12 protein-coding genes, 6 tRNA genes and 3 rRNA genes are annotated in these 16,959 nt (G+C 59.5%); 4 read left to right on the top strand and 17 right to left on the bottom strand.

From position 1 onward, the window contains the following. Nucleotides 1–153: 153 nt before the first annotated feature. The 17 genes from rplL to WS51_RS12055 form a co-directional block, all read right to left on the bottom strand. Nucleotides 154–528, bottom strand: coding sequence for a 50S ribosomal protein L7/L12 (gene rplL / locus WS51_RS12140; RefSeq protein WP_021161757.1), 375 nt, complete (start codon nt 526–528; stop codon nt 154–156). Nucleotides 529–591: 63 nt separating this feature from the next. Further along, nucleotides 592–1,089 carry a 50S ribosomal protein L10 gene (rplJ, locus tag WS51_RS12135; RefSeq protein ID WP_059448627.1) on the bottom strand — a complete coding sequence of 166 codons (498 nt, stop codon included), beginning with the start codon at nt 1,087–1,089 and terminating at the stop codon, nt 592–594. Between the two features lie 308 nt (nt 1,090–1,397). Beyond that, nucleotides 1,398–2,096 (bottom strand): 50S ribosomal protein L1, encoded by a 699-nt coding sequence (gene rplA, locus WS51_RS12130; protein ID WP_040143027.1) that lies wholly within the window; start codon nt 2,094–2,096, stop codon nt 1,398–1,400. Continuing rightward, nucleotides 2,097–2,528 carry a 50S ribosomal protein L11 gene (rplK, locus tag WS51_RS12125; RefSeq protein WP_006400671.1) on the bottom strand — a complete coding sequence of 144 codons (432 nt, stop codon included), beginning with the start codon at nt 2,526–2,528 and terminating at the stop codon, nt 2,097–2,099. It abuts the gene before it with no gap. A gap of 140 nt (nt 2,529–2,668) precedes the next feature. Continuing rightward, the gene (gene nusG, locus WS51_RS12120; protein ID WP_006400672.1) at nt 2,669–3,226 is read right to left on the bottom strand and encodes a transcription termination/antitermination protein NusG; all 558 of its coding nucleotides are present in this window, start codon (nt 3,224–3,226) and stop codon (nt 2,669–2,671) included. 1 nt (nt 3,227) lies between these two features. After that, entirely contained in the window at nt 3,228–3,608 is a 381-nt protein-coding gene (gene secE, locus WS51_RS12115; protein WP_006482892.1) for a preprotein translocase subunit SecE, read from the bottom strand. Nucleotides 3,609–3,650: 42 nt separating this feature from the next. Continuing rightward, a tRNA-Trp gene (locus tag WS51_RS12110) sits at nt 3,651–3,726 on the bottom strand. Nucleotides 3,727–3,785: 59 nt separating this feature from the next. Further along, a complete protein-coding gene (gene tuf / locus WS51_RS12105; protein ID WP_034209732.1) occupies nt 3,786–4,976 on the bottom strand; it encodes an elongation factor Tu in 1,191 nt (396 codons plus the stop codon). 65 nt (nt 4,977–5,041) lie between these two features. After that, nucleotides 5,042–5,116, bottom strand: a tRNA-Thr gene (locus WS51_RS12100). 25 nt (nt 5,117–5,141) lie between these two features. Beyond that, nucleotides 5,142–5,215, bottom strand: a tRNA-Gly gene (locus tag WS51_RS12095). 43 nt (nt 5,216–5,258) lie between these two features. After that, nucleotides 5,259–5,344: transfer RNA gene (locus tag WS51_RS12090), tRNA-Tyr, on the bottom strand. A 1,594-nt stretch (nt 5,345–6,938) separates the two neighbouring features. Next, nucleotides 6,939–7,051: ribosomal RNA gene (rrf, locus tag WS51_RS12085) — 5S ribosomal RNA — on the bottom strand. A gap of 133 nt (nt 7,052–7,184) precedes the next feature. Further along, nucleotides 7,185–10,065: ribosomal RNA gene (locus WS51_RS12080) — 23S ribosomal RNA — on the bottom strand. Between the two features lie 354 nt (nt 10,066–10,419). Beyond that, nucleotides 10,420–10,495 (bottom strand) — tRNA-Ala (locus WS51_RS12075). 40 nt (nt 10,496–10,535) lie between these two features. After that, nucleotides 10,536–10,612: transfer RNA gene (locus WS51_RS12070), tRNA-Ile, on the bottom strand. 63 nt (nt 10,613–10,675) lie between these two features. Then, nucleotides 10,676–12,208 (bottom strand): 16S ribosomal RNA (locus tag WS51_RS12065). Together the 16S, 23S and 5S rRNA genes with 2 tRNA genes alongside form the textbook arrangement of a ribosomal RNA operon. A gap of 567 nt (nt 12,209–12,775) precedes the next feature. After that, nucleotides 12,776–14,041 (bottom strand): SGNH/GDSL hydrolase family protein, encoded by a 1,266-nt coding sequence (locus tag WS51_RS12055; RefSeq protein ID WP_069229256.1) that lies wholly within the window; start codon nt 14,039–14,041, stop codon nt 12,776–12,778. A 197-nt stretch (nt 14,042–14,238) separates the two neighbouring features. Between WS51_RS12055 and paaA the strand changes: the two genes are divergently transcribed. The 4 genes from paaA to paaD are packed head-to-tail and all read left to right on the top strand — an operon-like array spanning nt 14,239 to nt 16,959. After that, nucleotides 14,239–15,237: a 1,2-phenylacetyl-CoA epoxidase subunit PaaA gene (gene paaA / locus WS51_RS12050; RefSeq protein ID WP_059505400.1), complete on the top strand. Its 999-nt coding sequence runs from the start codon at nt 14,239–14,241 to the stop codon at nt 15,235–15,237. Nucleotides 15,238–15,273: 36 nt separating this feature from the next. Then, nucleotides 15,274–15,558, top strand: coding sequence for a 1,2-phenylacetyl-CoA epoxidase subunit PaaB (gene paaB / locus WS51_RS32085; protein ID WP_006752453.1), 285 nt, complete (start codon nt 15,274–15,276; stop codon nt 15,556–15,558). A gap of 10 nt (nt 15,559–15,568) precedes the next feature. Then, nucleotides 15,569–16,372 carry a 1,2-phenylacetyl-CoA epoxidase subunit PaaC gene (gene paaC, locus WS51_RS12040; protein WP_069229255.1) on the top strand — a complete coding sequence of 268 codons (804 nt, stop codon included), beginning with the start codon at nt 15,569–15,571 and terminating at the stop codon, nt 16,370–16,372. Nucleotides 16,373–16,395: 23 nt separating this feature from the next. After that, complete coding sequence (gene paaD / locus WS51_RS12035) at nt 16,396–16,959, top strand: 1,2-phenylacetyl-CoA epoxidase subunit PaaD (RefSeq protein ID WP_069229254.1); 564 nt, start codon at nt 16,396–16,398, stop codon at nt 16,957–16,959.

Below are 16,959 nucleotides of genomic sequence, written 5' to 3'. Positions count from 1 at the left end.
CCAGTCGTGACCATTGATTACGATCAGGCGGTTTTCTTTGGCCTCTGGGGCCGGTTATTCGGGCTCCCGAATGAGTGCCAGAATAACGTCCCCACAAAGCACAAAAAGGCCGGCGGTGAAAATACCGCCAGCCTTCGCACAGCGCGTCGAAACTTACTTGACTTCGACCTTCGCGCCAGCTTCTTCCAGCTTCTTCTTGGCTTCTTCAGCAGCAGCCTTGTCGACGCCTTCCTTGACAGCCTTCGGTGCGCCGTCAACGACGTCCTTCGCTTCCTTCAGGCCCAGGCCCGTCAGTTCGCGAACTGCCTTGATGACTGCAACCTTGTTGCTGCCTGCTTCAGCCAGAACGACCGTGAATTCGGTCTTCTCTTCTGCAGCAGCAGCAGCGCCGCCGCCTGCCGGGCCAGCGACTGCCACTGCAGCTGCCGACACGCCAAACTTCTCTTCGAACGCCTTGACCAGTTCGTTCAGTTCCAGAACGGTCATCCCTTCGACTGCTGCCAGGATGTCTTCTTTTGCGATTGCCATTTGAAATACTCCTAAATTGAATTCGGATACAGCCAGCGATCAGTGACGCTGATGCACGCTCGATTACGCAGCTTCCGCTTGCTTCTTCTCGGCCAGCGCGGCAAGAGCACGCGCGAAGCCCGAAACAGGCGCTTGCATAACGAACAGCAGCTTCGAGAGCAGTTCTTCACGGCTCGGGATGCTTGCCAGCGCTTGCACGCCAGCCTTGTCCATCACCTTGCCATCGAACGAACCAGCCTTGATGACCAACTTGTCATTGCTCTTGCTGAAGTCGTTGACGACCTTGGCAGCAGCAATTGCATCTTCCGAGATGCCGTAGATCAGGGGGCCAGTCATCTGCTCTGCCAGCGGAGCAAAAGGCGTACCTTCAACAGCGCGACGCGCCAGCGTGTTCTTCAACACGCGCAGGTAAACCTGTTGCTCGCGCGCTTTCGCGCGCAGCTTGGTCAGATCGCCAACCGCAATTCCACGATACTCAGCCAGCACAACGGTCTGGGCCTTCGCGACTTGCGCGGCAACCTCAGCGACGACGGCTTGCTTGTCTTCTCTATTAAGCGGCACGGTTAGCCTCCAGAAACGATACGTTCGGCGCGGCCGGCATGGCCGAAACCTCACGTACCTCGTTCAACAACGGCGTCCGACCTCGTTAGGAGTATTTCCACCTCACGCCGTGAATCGCTTCACGACCTGCGGCTTCACCACTGCAAAACTTTTTCGGGTTCGCCATCTGCGTTGGCTTGAATTAAGGGATCGCCTGCCCGCTGCGTCCCACCAACGGTCTTTGATAACCGGTTGCCCGCCATGCTGCACGAACAACCGCCCAAAGCCCATGTAGACCGCTTCGCGAACGAAGCGGCCCGAATACTTGCTTACTGCGCTGCCAGCGTAGCCTGGTCGACACGCACGCCGACACCCATCGTGCTCGACAGTGCGATCTTGCGCAGGTAGACGCCCTTGCTCGTTGCCGGCTTGGCCTTCTGCAGCGCTTCGATCAGTGCCGACAGGTTCGAACGCAGTGCGTCTGCTTCGAACGATGCACGGCCGATGGTCGCGTGGATGATACCGGCCTTGTCGACACGGAATTGCACCTGACCAGCCTTCGCGTTCTTGACTGCAGTCGCGACGTCCGGCGTGACCGTGCCGACCTTCGGGTTCGGCATCAGGCCGCGCGGGCCGAGGATCTGACCGAGCGTACCGACGATACGCATCGTGTCCGGCGAAGCGATCACGATGTCGAAGTCCATCTGGCCAGCCTTGATCTGCTCAGCCAGGTCTTCCATACCGACGATTTCCGCGCCTGCTGCACGAGCCTGCTCGGCCTTGTCGCCTTGTGCGAACACGGCAACGCGAACCGACTTGCCCGTACCTGCCGGCAGAACGACCGAACCACGAACGACCTGGTCCGACTTCTTCGCATCGATGCCGAGCTGGACTGCGACGTCGATCGACTCGTTGAACTTCGCGCTCGCGCATTCCTTCACGAGTGCCAGTGCGTCTTCGATCGCGTACAGCTTCTGACGGTCGACCTTGGCGGCAAATGCCTGACGGCGCTTGGAGATCTTAGCCATTTACACGCCCTCCACAGTGATGCCCATCGAGCGTGCGCTACCAGCGATGGTGCGAACGGCTGCGTCCAGATCAGCTGCCGTAAGGTCCGGCATCTTGGTCTTCGCGATTTCTTCGGCTTGAGCGCGCGTGATCGAACCGACCTTGTCGGTGTGCGGCTTGCTCGAGCCCTTGTCCACCTTCGCCGCCTTCTTGATCAGGACGGTCGCCGGCGGCGTCTTCATCACGAACGTGAAGCTCTTGTCAGCGTATGCCGTGATGACCACCGGCACCGGCAGACCCGGCTCCATGCCTTGAGTCTGCGCGTTGAACGCCTTGCAGAACTCCATGATGTTCAGGCCGCGCTGGCCCAGTGCCGGACCGACCGGCGGCGACGGGTTGGCTTTACCTGCAGGAATCTGCAGCTTGATAAAGCCGACAATCTTCTTTGCCATTTGTAAACCTCGTTGGAACGCCAGACGGCGTTCGGTGAGTGATAACGCGCGTTCGCCGCTGGCTACTGACGCTCCTCAACGGCCATAACGCGAGCCGTAAGCGCGAAGGTGGGCAGCCGAGGCTGCCCACCGAATCGGGATCAAACTTTTTCGACCTGACCGAACTCGAGTTCGACCGGGGTAGAGCGGCCAAAGATGGTGACCGACACACGCACGCGCGATTTTTCGTAGTTGACTTCCTCGACGGTGCCGTTGAAGTCCGTGAACGGACCTTCCTTGACACGCACCATCTCGCCAACTTCGAACAGGGTCTTCGGGCGCGGCTTCTCGACGCCTTCCTGCATCTGCGACATGATCTTTTCGACTTCCTTCGGGGAAATCGGGGTCGGGCGGTTACGCGCACCGCCGACGAAACCGGTGACCTTCGCGGTGTTCTTCACGAGGTGCCACGTTTCGTCCGTCATCTCCATCTCCACCAGCACGTAGCCGGGGAAGAAACGACGCTCGGTTACTGCCTTGTGGCCGCCTTTGACTTCGACCACTTCTTCGGTCGGGACCAGGATCTGACCGAATTTATCCTGCATGCCAGCACGTTCGATGCGCTCCTGAAGCGCGCGTTGCACGCTCTTCTCCATACCGGAGTAGGCGTGCACGACGTACCAACGCTTTCCGCTCGGGGATGCCGGAGTATCGCTCATATCATTTCCAACCCAGAATCGCCGAGAAAATCACCCATTCGATCGATTTGTCACTCAACCAGAGGAAAATCGCCATCACGAGCACGAAACCGAACACGACGAGTGTGGTTTGCGTTGCTTCCTTGCGGGTGGGCCAAACGACCTTGCGGACTTCCTTGTACGAATCCTTGGCAAACGCGATGAGGCTCTTGCCAGGTGCGGACATCAGACCGACGGCCACGCCGGCGATGATACCTACCGCCAATGCGGCACCGCGGACATACCACTGCTGGTTGGCCAGCCAGAAGAAGCCCACGAATCCGGCCAAGACCAGCAATACGCCCAGGGCCAGCATCAGCTTATCGCCGGAGGTATTTACAGTTTCGACGGATGGATTCGCCATAACACCTTAAAACAAATGCCACGTGGGACACGTGGCGATTTTTGGCAGGGGCAGAGGGAATCGAACCCCCAACCTTCGGTTTTGGAGACCGACGCTCTGCCAGTTGAGCTATACCCCTAAACCATGTTGGGGCCGGCTGCTGCCAGCCCCAAAACTGTCGATCAACGAATAACTGGCTTACTCGATGATCTTGGCGACGACGCCGGCGCCGACGGTACGACCACCTTCGCGGATTGCGAAGCGCAGACCTTCTTCCATCGCGATCGGAGCGATCAGCTTCACCGTGATCGACACGTTGTCGCCCGGCATCACCATTTCCTTGTCCTTCGGCAGCTCGATCGAGCCCGTCACGTCCGTCGTACGGAAGTAGAACTGCGGACGGTAGTTGTTGAAGAACGGCGTGTGACGGCCGCCTTCGTCCTTGCTCAGCACGTACACTTCAGCCGTGAAGTGCGTGTGCGGCGTGATCGAACCCGGCTTCGCCAGAACCTGGCCACGCTCCACGTCTTCACGCTTCGTGCCGCGCAGCAGGATACCCACGTTGTCGCCTGCCTGACCTTGGTCCAGCAGCTTGCGGAACATTTCAACGCCCGTGCAGGTCGTCTTCACCGTCGGCTTGATACCGACGATTTCGATTTCCTCGCCGACCTTGATGATGCCGCGCTCGACACGACCCGTCACCACCGTACCGCGGCCCGAGATCGAGAACACGTCTTCCACCGGCATCAGGAACGCGCCGTCAACCGCACGCTCCGGCGTCGGGATGTACGTGTCCAGTGCGTCTGCCAGGTTCATGATCGCCACTTCGCCCAGCTCGCCCGTGTCGCCCTCCAGCGCCAGCTTTGCCGAACCCTTCACGATCGGCGTGTCGTCGCCCGGGAAGTCGTACTTCGACAGCAGTTCGCGAACTTCCATCTCGACCAGCTCGAGCAGTTCAGCGTCGTCCACCATGTCGCACTTGTTCAGGAACACGATGATGTACGGAACGCCAACCTGACGTGCCAGCAGGATGTGCTCACGCGTTTGCGGCATCGGGCCGTCTGCTGCCGAGCAAACCAGGATCGCGCCGTCCATCTGTGCCGCGCCCGTGATCATGTTCTTCACGTAGTCAGCGTGGCCCGGGCAGTCGACGTGTGCGTAGTGGCGGTTTGCCGTTTCGTACTCGACGTGTGCCGTGTTGATCGTGATGCCGCGCGCCTTTTCTTCCGGTGCCGCGTCGATCTGGTCGTACGCCTTCGCTTCGCCGCCGAACTTCTTCGTCAGAACCGTCGTGATCGCTGCCGTCAGCGTCGTCTTGCCGTGGTCGACGTGACCAATCGTACCAACGTTGACGTGCGGCTTGGTCCGCTCAAACTTTTCCTTGGCCATTTTCAACTCCCGAAAGGAATTTCACATGTTGCGCCGCGCGCAAACAGACACTGACTTTTTACTGCTGGTGCCCATGGGCAGGATCGAACTGCCGACCTCTCCCTTACCAAGGGAGTGCTCTACCACTGAGCCACATGGGCGCTATTACGCTTCAACTACACGGACTGGAGCGGGTGAAGGGAATCGAACCCTCGTCGTAAGCTTGGAAGGCTTCTGCTCTACCATTGAGCTACACCCGCACGGGCCACTAACGATTCCTTACCGCTCTCTGCGCTGATGTTCTGGTGGAGGAGGTTGGATTCGAACCAACGTAGGCGTAAGCCAACAGATTTACAGTCTGCCCCCTTTAGCCACTCGGGCACCCCTCCGTAGAGAACTGACGATTATGGGGGTGCATCGCACTGTTGTCAAGCACATCCCGAAGATTATTTTCATTCTCTTCCAGCGCACCTGAGCGATTCACCCGACGCCCACACCCGCCCGGCTAAGGCAAGTACAGGAGGATTGCCTATCGGCATCCACATCTTCGTCAGCCCCCGCTTTCAGCGTCGATTTGCATCTTTGCTGAAAACGAAAGACCGCCATCATACGGCCTCCCGAGCATAATGCCAAGCGGGTAGACGCAAAAAATCCGCAATTTCCATGCCGAGCGGAATTTATGGAGCCTGCGGCACATGCCCGGGCCGCCCGAATTGATCACAGGCGACGCGCCCGTACGTCGCCAAGGCGGGGGCAGCCGGGACGGAGGCAAGGACGTCCGGCACACTGACGCCGGATTACCGACTTAGCGCCGCCGCTCACCTCCTCCACAGCGAACGTGAATCCGCGCTGAACGGGCCGCATGTCGGAGGAACAACGCGGCGATCGGATGTGTGGTCCGGATCCTCGGCAGGAGCCTGGCCAGACTCTTGTGTCGATCGCCTTGCACAACAATTCGGCGCAATAGCTGCTGCATCGCTGAAAGTTCGCCGCGACAGCGATGCGCACGCGATGTGGCCGTCAGGACGTCGAGGCGAGCCGAGCTTTGGCGTCCGGCCCGGATGGTCTCATCGTCTCGCCAGCTGGCATCACAAGGTGCGTCGATAGGCGTTCATCCCGATACGTAGGCAACTGCTTCCACTGCCTTAACGCGCCCTGGCATTGTCGCGATGTAGGCGGCGGCGAAGCATCGGGCGTCGACGATCGGTTCTTGTGTCGACATTGAACGATGTCCTCGCGATGCCTCTTGCGGATCAAGCACTAGCGAGACTATCGCTCGACACGGGCACCTCAACATCGGTCCCTCGGGCCTGGTGATACTCATGTTGAATCGAGGCCGAGGCCGGCTTTGGCTCCACCGATTTATATCGGCGAGCATTCCGCACTGGACAGCGACACATGCGCATCACTGTCGACCGGCATCGATCGGACGGCGGTATGCCTTCGTGCCGGCAGGCAGGGTCGCGGCTGTTTGGCGGCCACAGCGCATTCACTCACCGACAAACCTGTGCGTTCGAGGACGGCTAGGTGGCGTCCGATAGAGACCACGGAGTGGGTCTTCTGAGGCGACAAGCAGGCAACCCGGGCCTCCCTCCGACACCACGGCGGCTGGCGTCTGCGGAAGGTACTACGGAACTTTCGACAGCCATTCGAGCGCCAACCGGACACGCTCGTCTGGCGTCGAACCGCCTTGGATTTCCCGATCAGGTCAGCCGGTCAAACACCGGCAAACTGGCGCCTCGAACAGAGTCACCGGCATTCAACGAAAAAGTGCCCTGACGAAGGCTTTTGTCGAGGCGGTACGAGCCGTCAGTGTGGCCGGAAATGCAGCGATTAAGGCGGGGATGGGTTCGGGATGATGAAGCGGGGATCAGGGTGCGCCGCTCGAGCGACACGTGGGGAGGTTTGGTTACCTCCGCGTGCATTTGCGCCGCTCAAATGCAAAAACCCCCGCCTTTCGGGCGGGGGTTTCTGGCTTAGGGAGCCTGACGATTACCTACTTTCACACGGGAATCCGCACTATCATCGGCGTAGAGTCGTTTCACGGTCCTGTTCGGGATGGGAAGGGGTGGGACCGACTCGCTATGGTCATCAGGCAAAGGGGGTTGTCCTGCTGGCATGGCCAACAGAACCAATCCTGGAAGAAGCAGTAATCTTGAGTTGTGTGTATCACACACGAGAATCCAACTTGTCCGACGCGCTCATCTTGGCGCGAGACAGACTTGTTATAGGATCAAGCCTTACGGGCAATTAGTATCGGTTAGCTGAACGCATTACTGCGCTTACACACCCGACCTATCAACGTCCTGGTCTCGAACGACCCTTCAAGGGGATCTAGTCCCCGGGGATATCTCATCTTAAGGCGAGTTTCCCGCTTAGATGCTTTCAGCGGTTATCTCTTCCGAACATAGCTACCCGGCGATGCCACTGGCGTGACAACCGGTACACCAGAGGTTCGTCCACTCCGGTCCTCTCGTACTAGGAGCAGCCCCCTTCAAATATCCAACGCCCACGGCAGATAGGGACCAAACTGTCTCACGACGTTTTAAACCCAGCTCACGTACCTCTTTAAATGGCGAACAGCCATACCCTTGGGACCGGCTACAGCCCCAGGATGAGATGAGCCGACATCGAGGTGCCAAACACCGCCGTCGATATGAACTCTTGGGCGGTATCAGCCTGTTATCCCCAGAGTACCTTTTATCCGTTGAGCGATGGCCCTTCCATACAGAACCACCGGATCACTATGACCTGCTTTCGCACCTGCTCGACTTGTCGGTCTCGCAGTTAAGCACGCTTATGCCATTGCACTATCAGCACGATTTCCGACCGTACCTAGCGTACCTTCGTACTCCTCCGTTACGCTTTGGGAGGAGACCGCCCCAGTCAAACTGCCTACCATGCACTGTCCCCGACCCGGATCACGGGCCAAGGTTAGAACCTCAAACAAACCAGGGTGGTATTTCAAGGACGGCTCCACCGAAACTAGCGTTCCGGTTTCATAGCCTCCCACCTATCCTACACAGATCGGTTCAAAGTCCAATGCAAAGCTACAGTAAAGGTTCATGGGGTCTTTCCGTCTAGCCGCGGGTAGATTGCATCATCACAAACACTTCAACTTCGCTGAGTCTCGGGAGGAGACAGTGTGGCCATCGTTACGCCATTCGTGCAGGTCGGAACTTACCCGACAAGGAATTTCGCTACCTTAGGACCGTTATAGTTACGGCCGCCGTTTACCGGGACTTCAATCAAGAGCTTGCACCCCATCATTTAATCTTCCGGCACCGGGCAGGCGTCACACCCTATACGTCCACTTTCGTGTTTGCAGAGTGCTGTGTTTTTATTAAACAGTCGCAGCCACCAGTTTATTGCAACCCCTTCACCCTCCTGGCGCAGGCCAGTCAAGCTACAAGGGCGTACCTTATCCCGAAGTTACGGTACCAATTTGCCGAGTTCCTTCTCCCGAGTTCTCTCAAGCGCCTTAGAATACTCATCTCGCCCACCTGTGTCGGTTTGCGGTACGGTCATCGTTAGACTGAAGCTTAGAGGCTTTTCTTGGAACCACTTCCAATTGCTTCGCTCCCGAGGGAGCTCGCGCCACACCCTTGAATTACGCGCCCGGATTTGCCTAAGCGCCTTCTCCAATGCAGCGACCGGGACTTCCAACACCCGGACAACCTTCCGCGATCCGTCCCCCCATCGCATCTAACGACGGTGCAGGAATATTGACCTGCTTCCCATCAGCTACGCATTTCTGCCTCGCCTTAGGGGCCGACTCACCCTACGCCGATGAACGTTGCGTAGGAAACCTTGGGCTTACGGCGAGGGGGCCTTTCACCCCCTTTATCGCTACTCATGTCAGCATTCGCACTTCCGATACCTCCAGCACCCTTTACAAGGCACCTTCGCAGGCTTACGGAACGCTCTCCTACCATGCGTGCAAGCACGCATCCGCAGCTTCGGTATATAGCTTAGCCCCGTTACATCTTCCGCGCAGGACGACTCGATCAGTGAGCTATTACGCTTTCTTTAAAGGGTGGCTGCTTCTAAGCCAACCTCCTGACTGTTTTAGCCTTCCCACTTCGTTTCCCACTTAGCTATATTTGGGGACCTTAGCTGGCGGTCTGGGTTGTTTCCCTCTTGACACCGGACGTTAGCACCCGATGTCTGTCTCCCGTGATTGCACTCTTCGGTATTCGGAGTTTGCTATGGCGGGGTAATCTGCAATAGACCCCCCAACCATGACAGTGCTCTACCCCCGAAGGTGAGACACGAGGCACTACCTAAATAGTTTTCGGAGAGAACCAGCTATTTCCAGGTTTGTTTAGCCTTTCACCCCTATCCACAGCTCATCCCCTAACTTTTCAACGTTAGTGGGTTCGGACCTCCAGTACGTGTTACCGCACCTTCATCCTGGCCATGGATAGATCACCTGGTTTCGGGTCTACGCCCAGCAACTGAACGCCCTATTCGGACTCGCTTTCGCTACGCCTGCCCTATACGGTTAAGCTTGCTACTGAACGTAAGTCGCTGACCCATTATACAAAAGGTACGCCGTCACCCCTTACGAGGCTCCGACTGTTTGTATGCATGCGGTTTCAGGATCTATTTCACTCCCCTCCCGGGGTTCTTTTCGCCTTTCCCTCACGGTACTGGTTCACTATCGGTCGATCACGAGTATTTAGCCTTGGAGGATGGTCCCCCCATCTTCAGACAGGATTTCACGTGTCCCGCCCTACTTGTCGCACACCTAGTTCTTTCATACTGTTTTCGCCTACAGGGCTATCACCTGCTATGGCCGCACTTTCCAGAGCGTTCGGCTAACAATACAAATAAAGAGTGCAAGGCTCATCCCATTTCGCTCGCCACTACTTTGGGAATCTCGGTTGATTTCTTTTCCTGCGGTTACTTAGATGTTTCAGTTCACCGCGTTCGCTTCGCATGGCCTATGTATTCAGCCATGGATACTCCATACGGAGTGGGTTTCCCCATTCGGACATCTACGGATCAAAGCTTGTTTGCCAGCTCCCCGTAGCTTTTCGCAGGCTACCGCGTCCTTCATCGCCTGTGATCGCCAAGGCATCCACCACATGCACTTGTTCGCTTGACCCTATAACGAGTCTGTCTCATCGACAGTCGCTACAGGTTGAGTTCTCGCGTTGTGCCGTATTCCAATTGAGTCGAACAATGAAGTTCGAATCATCTTGAGATACATCGATACAATCACAACCCGGATAGTTTCCACGTCCATCTCAAAGACGCTTCCGCTATCCAAATTACTTACTTCTTCCAGATTGTTAAAGAACGACAGCCGATATGGTGTTACTCATATCACTCTGACTGGCTCAATCGCCAATGGGTAAGATTCGATTCGTTCTCTCGAACCCAATCAAACATTATCCATTGGGGCTCCCTTCGGGAGTGAGATGCTCGTAAGCGCTAAAGCGCTAACGATCATCGCAATTGGTGGAGGCAGACGGGATCGAACCGACGACCCCCTGCTTGCAAAGCAGGTGCTCTCCCAGCTGAGCTATGCCCCCATTGAGTACAGATACCCTCAGGTGTACTACCGCCAGACAATGGTGGGTCTGGTTGGATTCGAACCAACGACCCCCGCCTTATCAAGACGGTGCTCTAACCGACTGAGCTACAGACCCCTGAGTCTGTCTTTAATTTACAGCCGATAAGCGTGAGCGCTCAACTTTGCGAGATAGCTCTGGAAAGGAGGTGATCCAGCCGCACCTTCCGATACGGCTACCTTGTTACGACTTCACCCCAGTCATGAATCCTACCGTGGTGACCGTCCTCCTTGCGGTTAGACTAGCCACTTCTGGTAAAACCCACTCCCATGGTGTGACGGGCGGTGTGTACAAGACCCGGGAACGTATTCACCGCGGCATGCTGATCCGCGATTACTAGCGATTCCAGCTTCATGCACTCGAGTTGCAGAGTGCAATCCGGACTACGATCGGTTTTCTGGGATTAGCTCCCCCTCGCGGGTTGGCAACCCTCTGTTCCGACCATTGTATGACGTGTGAAGCCCTACCCATAAGGGCCATGAGGACTTGACGTCATCCCCACCTTCCTCCGGTTTGTCACCGGCAGTCTCCTTAGAGTGCTCTTGCGTAGCAACTAAGGACAAGGGTTGCGCTCGTTGCGGGACTTAACCCAACATCTCACGACACGAGCTGACGACAGCCATGCAGCACCTGTGCGCCGGTTCTCTTTCGAGCACTCCCGCCTCTCAGCAGGATTCCGACCATGTCAAGGGTAGGTAAGGTTTTTCGCGTTGCATCGAATTAATCCACATCATCCACCGCTTGTGCGGGTCCCCGTCAATTCCTTTGAGTTTTAATCTTGCGACCGTACTCCCCAGGCGGTCAACTTCACGCGTTAGCTACGTTACTAAGGAAATGAATCCCCAACAACTAGTTGACATCGTTTAGGGCGTGGACTACCAGGGTATCTAATCCTGTTTGCTCCCCACGCTTTCGTGCATGAGCGTCAGTATTGGCCCAGGGGGCTGCCTTCGCCATCGGTATTCCTCCACATCTCTACGCATTTCACTGCTACACGTGGAATTCTACCCCCCTCTGCCATACTCTAGCCTGCCAGTCACCAATGCAGTTCCCAGGTTGAGCCCGGGGATTTCACATCGGTCTTAGCAAACCGCCTGCGCACGCTTTACGCCCAGTAATTCCGATTAACGCTTGCACCCTACGTATTACCGCGGCTGCTGGCACGTAGTTAGCCGGTGCTTATTCTTCCGGTACCGTCATCCCCCGACTGTATTAGAGCCAAGGATTTCTTTCCGGACAAAAGTGCTTTACAACCCGAAGGCCTTCTTCACACACGCGGCATTGCTGGATCAGGCTTTCGCCCATTGTCCAAAATTCCCCACTGCTGCCTCCCGTAGGAGTCTGGGCCGTGTCTCAGTCCCAGTGTGGCTGGTCGTCCTCTCAGACCAGCTACTGATCGTCGCCTTGGTAGGCCTTTACCCCACCAACTAGCTAATCAGCCATCGGCCAACCCTATAGCGCGAGGCCCGAAGGTCCCCCGCTTTCATCCGTAGATCGTATGCGGTATTAATCCGGCTTTCGCCGGGCTATCCCCCACTACAGGACATGTTCCGATGTATTACTCACCCGTTCGCCACTCGCCACCAGGTGCAAGCACCCGTGCTGCCGTTCGACTTGCATGTGTAAGGCATGCCGCCAGCGTTCAATCTGAGCCAGGATCAAACTCTTCAGTTCAAACCTGTTACTGTTTTCGGTTCTTTCGAACCGGTCGCTCACTCAAAGCTGACAGGAATATGAATCACTTCATAAACCTGACTTACTTTAGTGTGAGACTCTTGATACTTTTGCTATCTGATCCGAGGATCAGCTCGCCGCCATCAAGCGCCCACACTTATCGGCTGTTAATTTTTAAAGAGCATTTCTGCGGGAAACCTGGAGTTTCCCAGCAGCGCTGCGTTTTCAGCAGCAGAGAAGCGAGATTATGAACCGCGTTTCTCGGTTCGTCAACAACTTTTTGAACTGCTTCGTTGCGACGACCGGGGTTCAACTTCGTGTGCGCCGGCGGCTCTACAGCCAGCCCAACCGCACCGCTTCCCTTCTTCCTCCGCGCCGCGTTACCGTTAGCGCGAAAGAGGCGTGATTCTATGCACCCGCCCCCGTCTCCGCAAGCCCTTTGTGAAAATATTTTGAGAAGCCCCCGTGCGCTTCCGCGCACGCGGGCTTCGGGTCCGAAGGGCCACGCGCCGCCTGCCATATCGGCGAAGCTCGCCGTTCACCGCTCACCCTATATATAGGGTGATGTCACTTGCCGCCGACCGCGGCCTGCAGCCGCTCCAACGGCACTGCATCGGCCATGGCCGTGTAACCCGCGTCACTCGGATGAATGCCGTCGCCACTGTCATACCGGCGCTGCAGCACACTCGGGCGAGCCGGGTCGCGCAACACCGCGTCGAAGTCCACCACGCCGTCGAACCCGCCGCCGCTCCGGATCCACCGGTTTACCTCGAGCCGGATCGCCTCGCGCCCCGCCGGCAACGCCGCAGGCGTGAGCGTCGCGCCAAAGATCTTCACGCCCCGACGATGTGCTGCGTCGATCAAGCCGCGATAGCCGTCGATCAACGACGCGGCCGTGACCTGCGTATGCGGGCTGTCGCAATCGAGCCCGGCATGCGGCGGCATCGCCGCGAAGTTGATGTCGTTGATGCCGATCAGCACGATCGCCGCCTTCACCCCCGCACGCGAGAGCGCATCGCGCTCGAACCGCGACGCCAGCGACGTGCCATAGCATGCCGAATCGCTCAGCAGCCGATTGCCACTGATTCCGAGATTCACGACGCCGAGCGAATCCGAACCCGTGGCGGCCAGCCGGCGCGCCAGCGCATCGGGCCAACGACGGTTGCGGTTCAGGCTCGAGCGCAACCCGTCGGTGATCGAGTCCCCGATCGCGGCGACACTCGCCCGCGCGGCGCCTGCCTCGACAGCCAGTTCCGTCACCCACGCATACTGGGTAAAGCGCGTACGGAAGGCGCCTGCGCCCGGATCCTTCACATGATCACCCGGCACCGATACGTAATTGAGCTGGTTCGACACGCGGTGCCACACGGTCATCCGCTGATTCGCACCCATCCGCAGGCTGATCGCGTACGGCTGCCCGGCCGTTACATCGATCGCCGCGGCGTCGCTTTCGAGTTCCTCGCCCGGAGCGAGCGTCACCGACGTCTTGCCGCCAAAGCGCACGGCAACGCCCGTCGCGCCGGCAAGCGCCGCGCCGTCACCCGCGCGCGCGAGACCGGCTGCCTCGATCACCAGCGGCGCGCGACCGTAGGCGTTGCTGACACGAATCCGCACGCCACGGCCGGAAACCGTCGGATAGACGATCTGCCGAACGGTTCGCCCGGCCACGTCGGGCGCGCGGTAGAGCGGCGGCGGCGCAGCCAGGTCCGGAATCGGCTGCAACGCGGTTGCCCACGCGGCAACCCACCCGGCCGGTGCGGCCGAGGCCGCGAGCGGCGTCAGGAAAACGGATGCGCCCAGCACGGCCGCGACGAAACAGCTTCGAAATGACATCGGCGAAATCCTCATCGGAAAGCGGGCATTGTGCCGCAGAAGCCGCGCGCCTCGCGCACCCGGGGCCCGCATGACCGCCGATCGCACCGCATACCCACGTTTACCCCAGTCCCGATGCAAATCCGCAAGAAATTTATTAACCGACCGGTCGGTTGGTTTATACTTCGCACACATTCAACCGGACGAGATCCTCCGCCATGTACACGCAATCCCTCGACATCCCCGGCAACGTCGCACCGCTCGACGCCGCAGCCGAGTCGCCCGAGCAGGCGCGGTTCGACGCGGTCATGGCCGCGGACGGCAAGATCGAACCGCAGGACTGGATGCCCGACGCCTATCGCAAGACGCTGGTGCGCCAGATTTCGCAGCACGCACACTCGGAAGTCGTCGGCATGCTGCCGGAAGGCAACTGGATCTCGCGTGCGCCGAGCCTGAAGCGCAAGGCGATCCTGCTCGCGAAAGTCCAGGACGAAGCCGGCCACGGCCTCTATCTATATAGCGCGGCCGAAACGCTCGGCGTATCGCGCGATGCGCTGATCGACGCGCTGCACGCCGGCAAGGCGAAATACTCGAGCATCTTCAACTACCCGACGCCGACCTGGGCCGACGTCGGCGTGATCGGCTGGCTGGTGGACGGCGCCGCGATCATGAACCAGATCCCGCTGTGCCGCTGCACGTACGGCCCGTACGCGCGCGCGATGATCCGCGTGTGCAAGGAAGAGTCGTTCCATCAGCGCCAGGGCTTCGATGCACTGCTGACGATGATGAAGGGCACCGACGCGCAGCGCGCGATGGTCCAGCAGGCGGTTAACCGCTGGTGGTGGCCGGTGCTGATGATGTTCGGCCCGAGCGACGCCGATTCGGTCCACAGCAATCAGTCCGCGAAATGGGGCATCAAGCGGATCTCGAACGACGACCTGCGCCAGAAATTCGTCGACGCGACGGTCGATCAGGCGAAGGTGCTCGGCGTGACGCTGCCCGACCCGGACCTGAAATGGAACGAGGCACGCGGCCACTACGACTACGGCGCGATCGACTGGAACGAATTCTGGCGCGTCGTCAACGGCGACGGCCCGTGCAACAAGGAACGCCTCGCGACTCGCGTGAAGGCGCACGACGACGGCGCCTGGGTGCGCGAAGCCGCGCTCGCGCACGAAGCAAAGCGCCGCGCCCGCGCCGAACAGCACGCCGCCTGAGCGGCAACCATCGAATACAGGATTCAGGAGAGAGTGATGAACAAGGAATGGCCGATCTGGGAAGTGTTCGTGCGCAGCAAGCAGGGCCTCGACCACAAGCATTGCGGCAGCCTGCACGCCGCGGACGCATCGATGGCGCTGCGCATGGCGCGCGACGTCTACACGCGCCGCCAGGAAGGCGTGAGCATCTGGGTGGTGCCGTCGTCGGCGATCACCGCGTCGGATCCGGCCGAGAAGGCCGAGCTGTTCGAACCGGCGGGCGACAAGATTTACCGTCATCCGACGTTCTACACGCTGCCCGACGAAGTCAACCACATGTAACGCCCGCGCCATGACGATCACGCCCGAACACCTCTCCTACGTGCTGCGCCTCGCGGACAACGCACTGATCCTCGGTCAGCGCAACGCCGAATGGTGCGGCCACGGCCCGATCCTCGAGGAAGACATCGCGCTCACCAACATGAGCCTCGACCTCATCGGCCAGGCCCGCATGCTGTATACGCACGCAGCCGAACTCGACCGCCAGCTGAACGGCGCGGCGAAGACGGAAGACGACTACGCATACTTCCGCACCGAGCGCGAGTTCGCGAACTTCACGCTCGCCGAGCTGCCGCATTACGGCCCGATCGCCGGCACCGCGCACGCCGACAAGGACTACGCGGTGACGATCGTGCGCAATTTCCTCTACGCGACGCTGATGCTGCACGTGTGGACCGCGCTCGAATCGTCGACGGACGCACAACTCGCCGCGATCGCCGCGAAATCGGTGAAGGAAACCCGCTATCACGTGCAGCACGCGCGCGAATGGCTCGTGCGCCTCGGCGACGGCACCGACGAATCGCATCGCCGCGCGCAGGCCGCGCTCGACTACCTGATCCCGTACACGCGTGAATTCTTCGCGGCCGACGTGATCGACGATGCCGTCGCGGCGGCGGGCATCGCTCCGGCGCCGGCTTCGCTCGAAGCCGCATGGCGCGCGGACGTGGACGATGCGCTCGCCGAAGCAACGCTCGCGTTGCCGGCCCCCGTGCAGCACGTGACGACCGGCAAGCAGGGCGAGCACTCCGAGCATATGGGTTACCTGCTCGCGGAAATGCAGAGCCTCGCGCGTCAGCATCCTGGCGCGAGCTGGTAACCGGCCACACAACGGAGCTCACGATGTCCGCCCAGATCGACGCCTCGACCAACGCCGCGCCTGTCGCGCACCGCGACGATCCCGTGCTCGCGCGCGCATGGGACGTGCTCGAAGCCGTGCCCGATCCCGAAATCCCGGTCGTATCGATCCGCGAGCTGGGCATCCTGCGCGACGTGCGCCGCGCGGACGACGGCCTGCTCGAAGTCGTGATCACGCCGACCTACTCCGGCTGCCCGGCGATGTCGCAGATCGCCGAGGACATCGCCGCGGCGATGCAGGCCGCCCAGCTGCCGCCGCACCGGATCGAGACGGTGCTCGCACCGGCCTGGACGACCGACTGGATCACGCAGGAAGCGCGCGACAAGCTGCGCGCGTACGGCATCGCGCCGCCCGTCGGCCAGTGCGGCAGCACCGCGCCCCGGGAAAATGTCGTGCGATTCGTGCCGCGCCCCGTCGCGGCGCCCGTGTGCCCGCGCTGCGGCTCGGCCAATACCGAGCGGCTCGCGCAATTCGCGTCCACGGCCTGCAAGGCGCTGTATCGCTGCGTCGACTGCCGCGAACCCTTCGACTACTTCAAACCTTACTGA

Origin of the sequence: Burkholderia territorii (genome assembly GCF_001718335.1) — a bacterium.
Taxonomy (GTDB): Bacteria; Pseudomonadota; Gammaproteobacteria; order Burkholderiales; family Burkholderiaceae; genus Burkholderia; species Burkholderia territorii.
This window is presented reverse-complemented; position numbering and strand designations above follow the sequence as displayed.

What these genes read in the sequence shown, in the direction of transcription:
- paaA (WP_059505400.1), top strand. Translation starts at nt 14,239, where the DNA reads ATGTACACGCAATCCCTCGACATCCCCGGCAACGTCGCACCGCTCGAC.
- rplA (WP_040143027.1), bottom strand. Translation starts at nt 2,096, where the DNA reads ATGGCTAAGATCTCCAAGCGCCGTCAGGCATTTGCCGCCAAGGTCGAC.
- paaC (WP_069229255.1), top strand. Translation starts at nt 15,569, where the DNA reads ATGACGATCACGCCCGAACACCTCTCCTACGTGCTGCGCCTCGCGGAC.
- paaD (WP_069229254.1), top strand. Translation starts at nt 16,396, where the DNA reads ATGTCCGCCCAGATCGACGCCTCGACCAACGCCGCGCCTGTCGCGCAC.
- secE (WP_006482892.1), bottom strand. Translation starts at nt 3,608, where the DNA reads ATGGCGAATCCATCCGTCGAAACTGTAAATACCTCCGGCGATAAGCTG.
- nusG (WP_006400672.1), bottom strand. Translation starts at nt 3,226, where the DNA reads ATGAGCGATACTCCGGCATCCCCGAGCGGAAAGCGTTGGTACGTCGTG.
- rplK (WP_006400671.1), bottom strand. Translation starts at nt 2,528, where the DNA reads ATGGCAAAGAAGATTGTCGGCTTTATCAAGCTGCAGATTCCTGCAGGT.
- WS51_RS12055 (WP_069229256.1), bottom strand. Translation starts at nt 14,041, where the DNA reads ATGTCATTTCGAAGCTGTTTCGTCGCGGCCGTGCTGGGCGCATCCGTT.
- paaB (WP_006752453.1), top strand. Translation starts at nt 15,274, where the DNA reads ATGAACAAGGAATGGCCGATCTGGGAAGTGTTCGTGCGCAGCAAGCAG.
- tuf (WP_034209732.1), bottom strand. Translation starts at nt 4,976, where the DNA reads ATGGCCAAGGAAAAGTTTGAGCGGACCAAGCCGCACGTCAACGTTGGT.
- rplL (WP_021161757.1), bottom strand. Translation starts at nt 528, where the DNA reads ATGGCAATCGCAAAAGAAGACATCCTGGCAGCAGTCGAAGGGATGACC.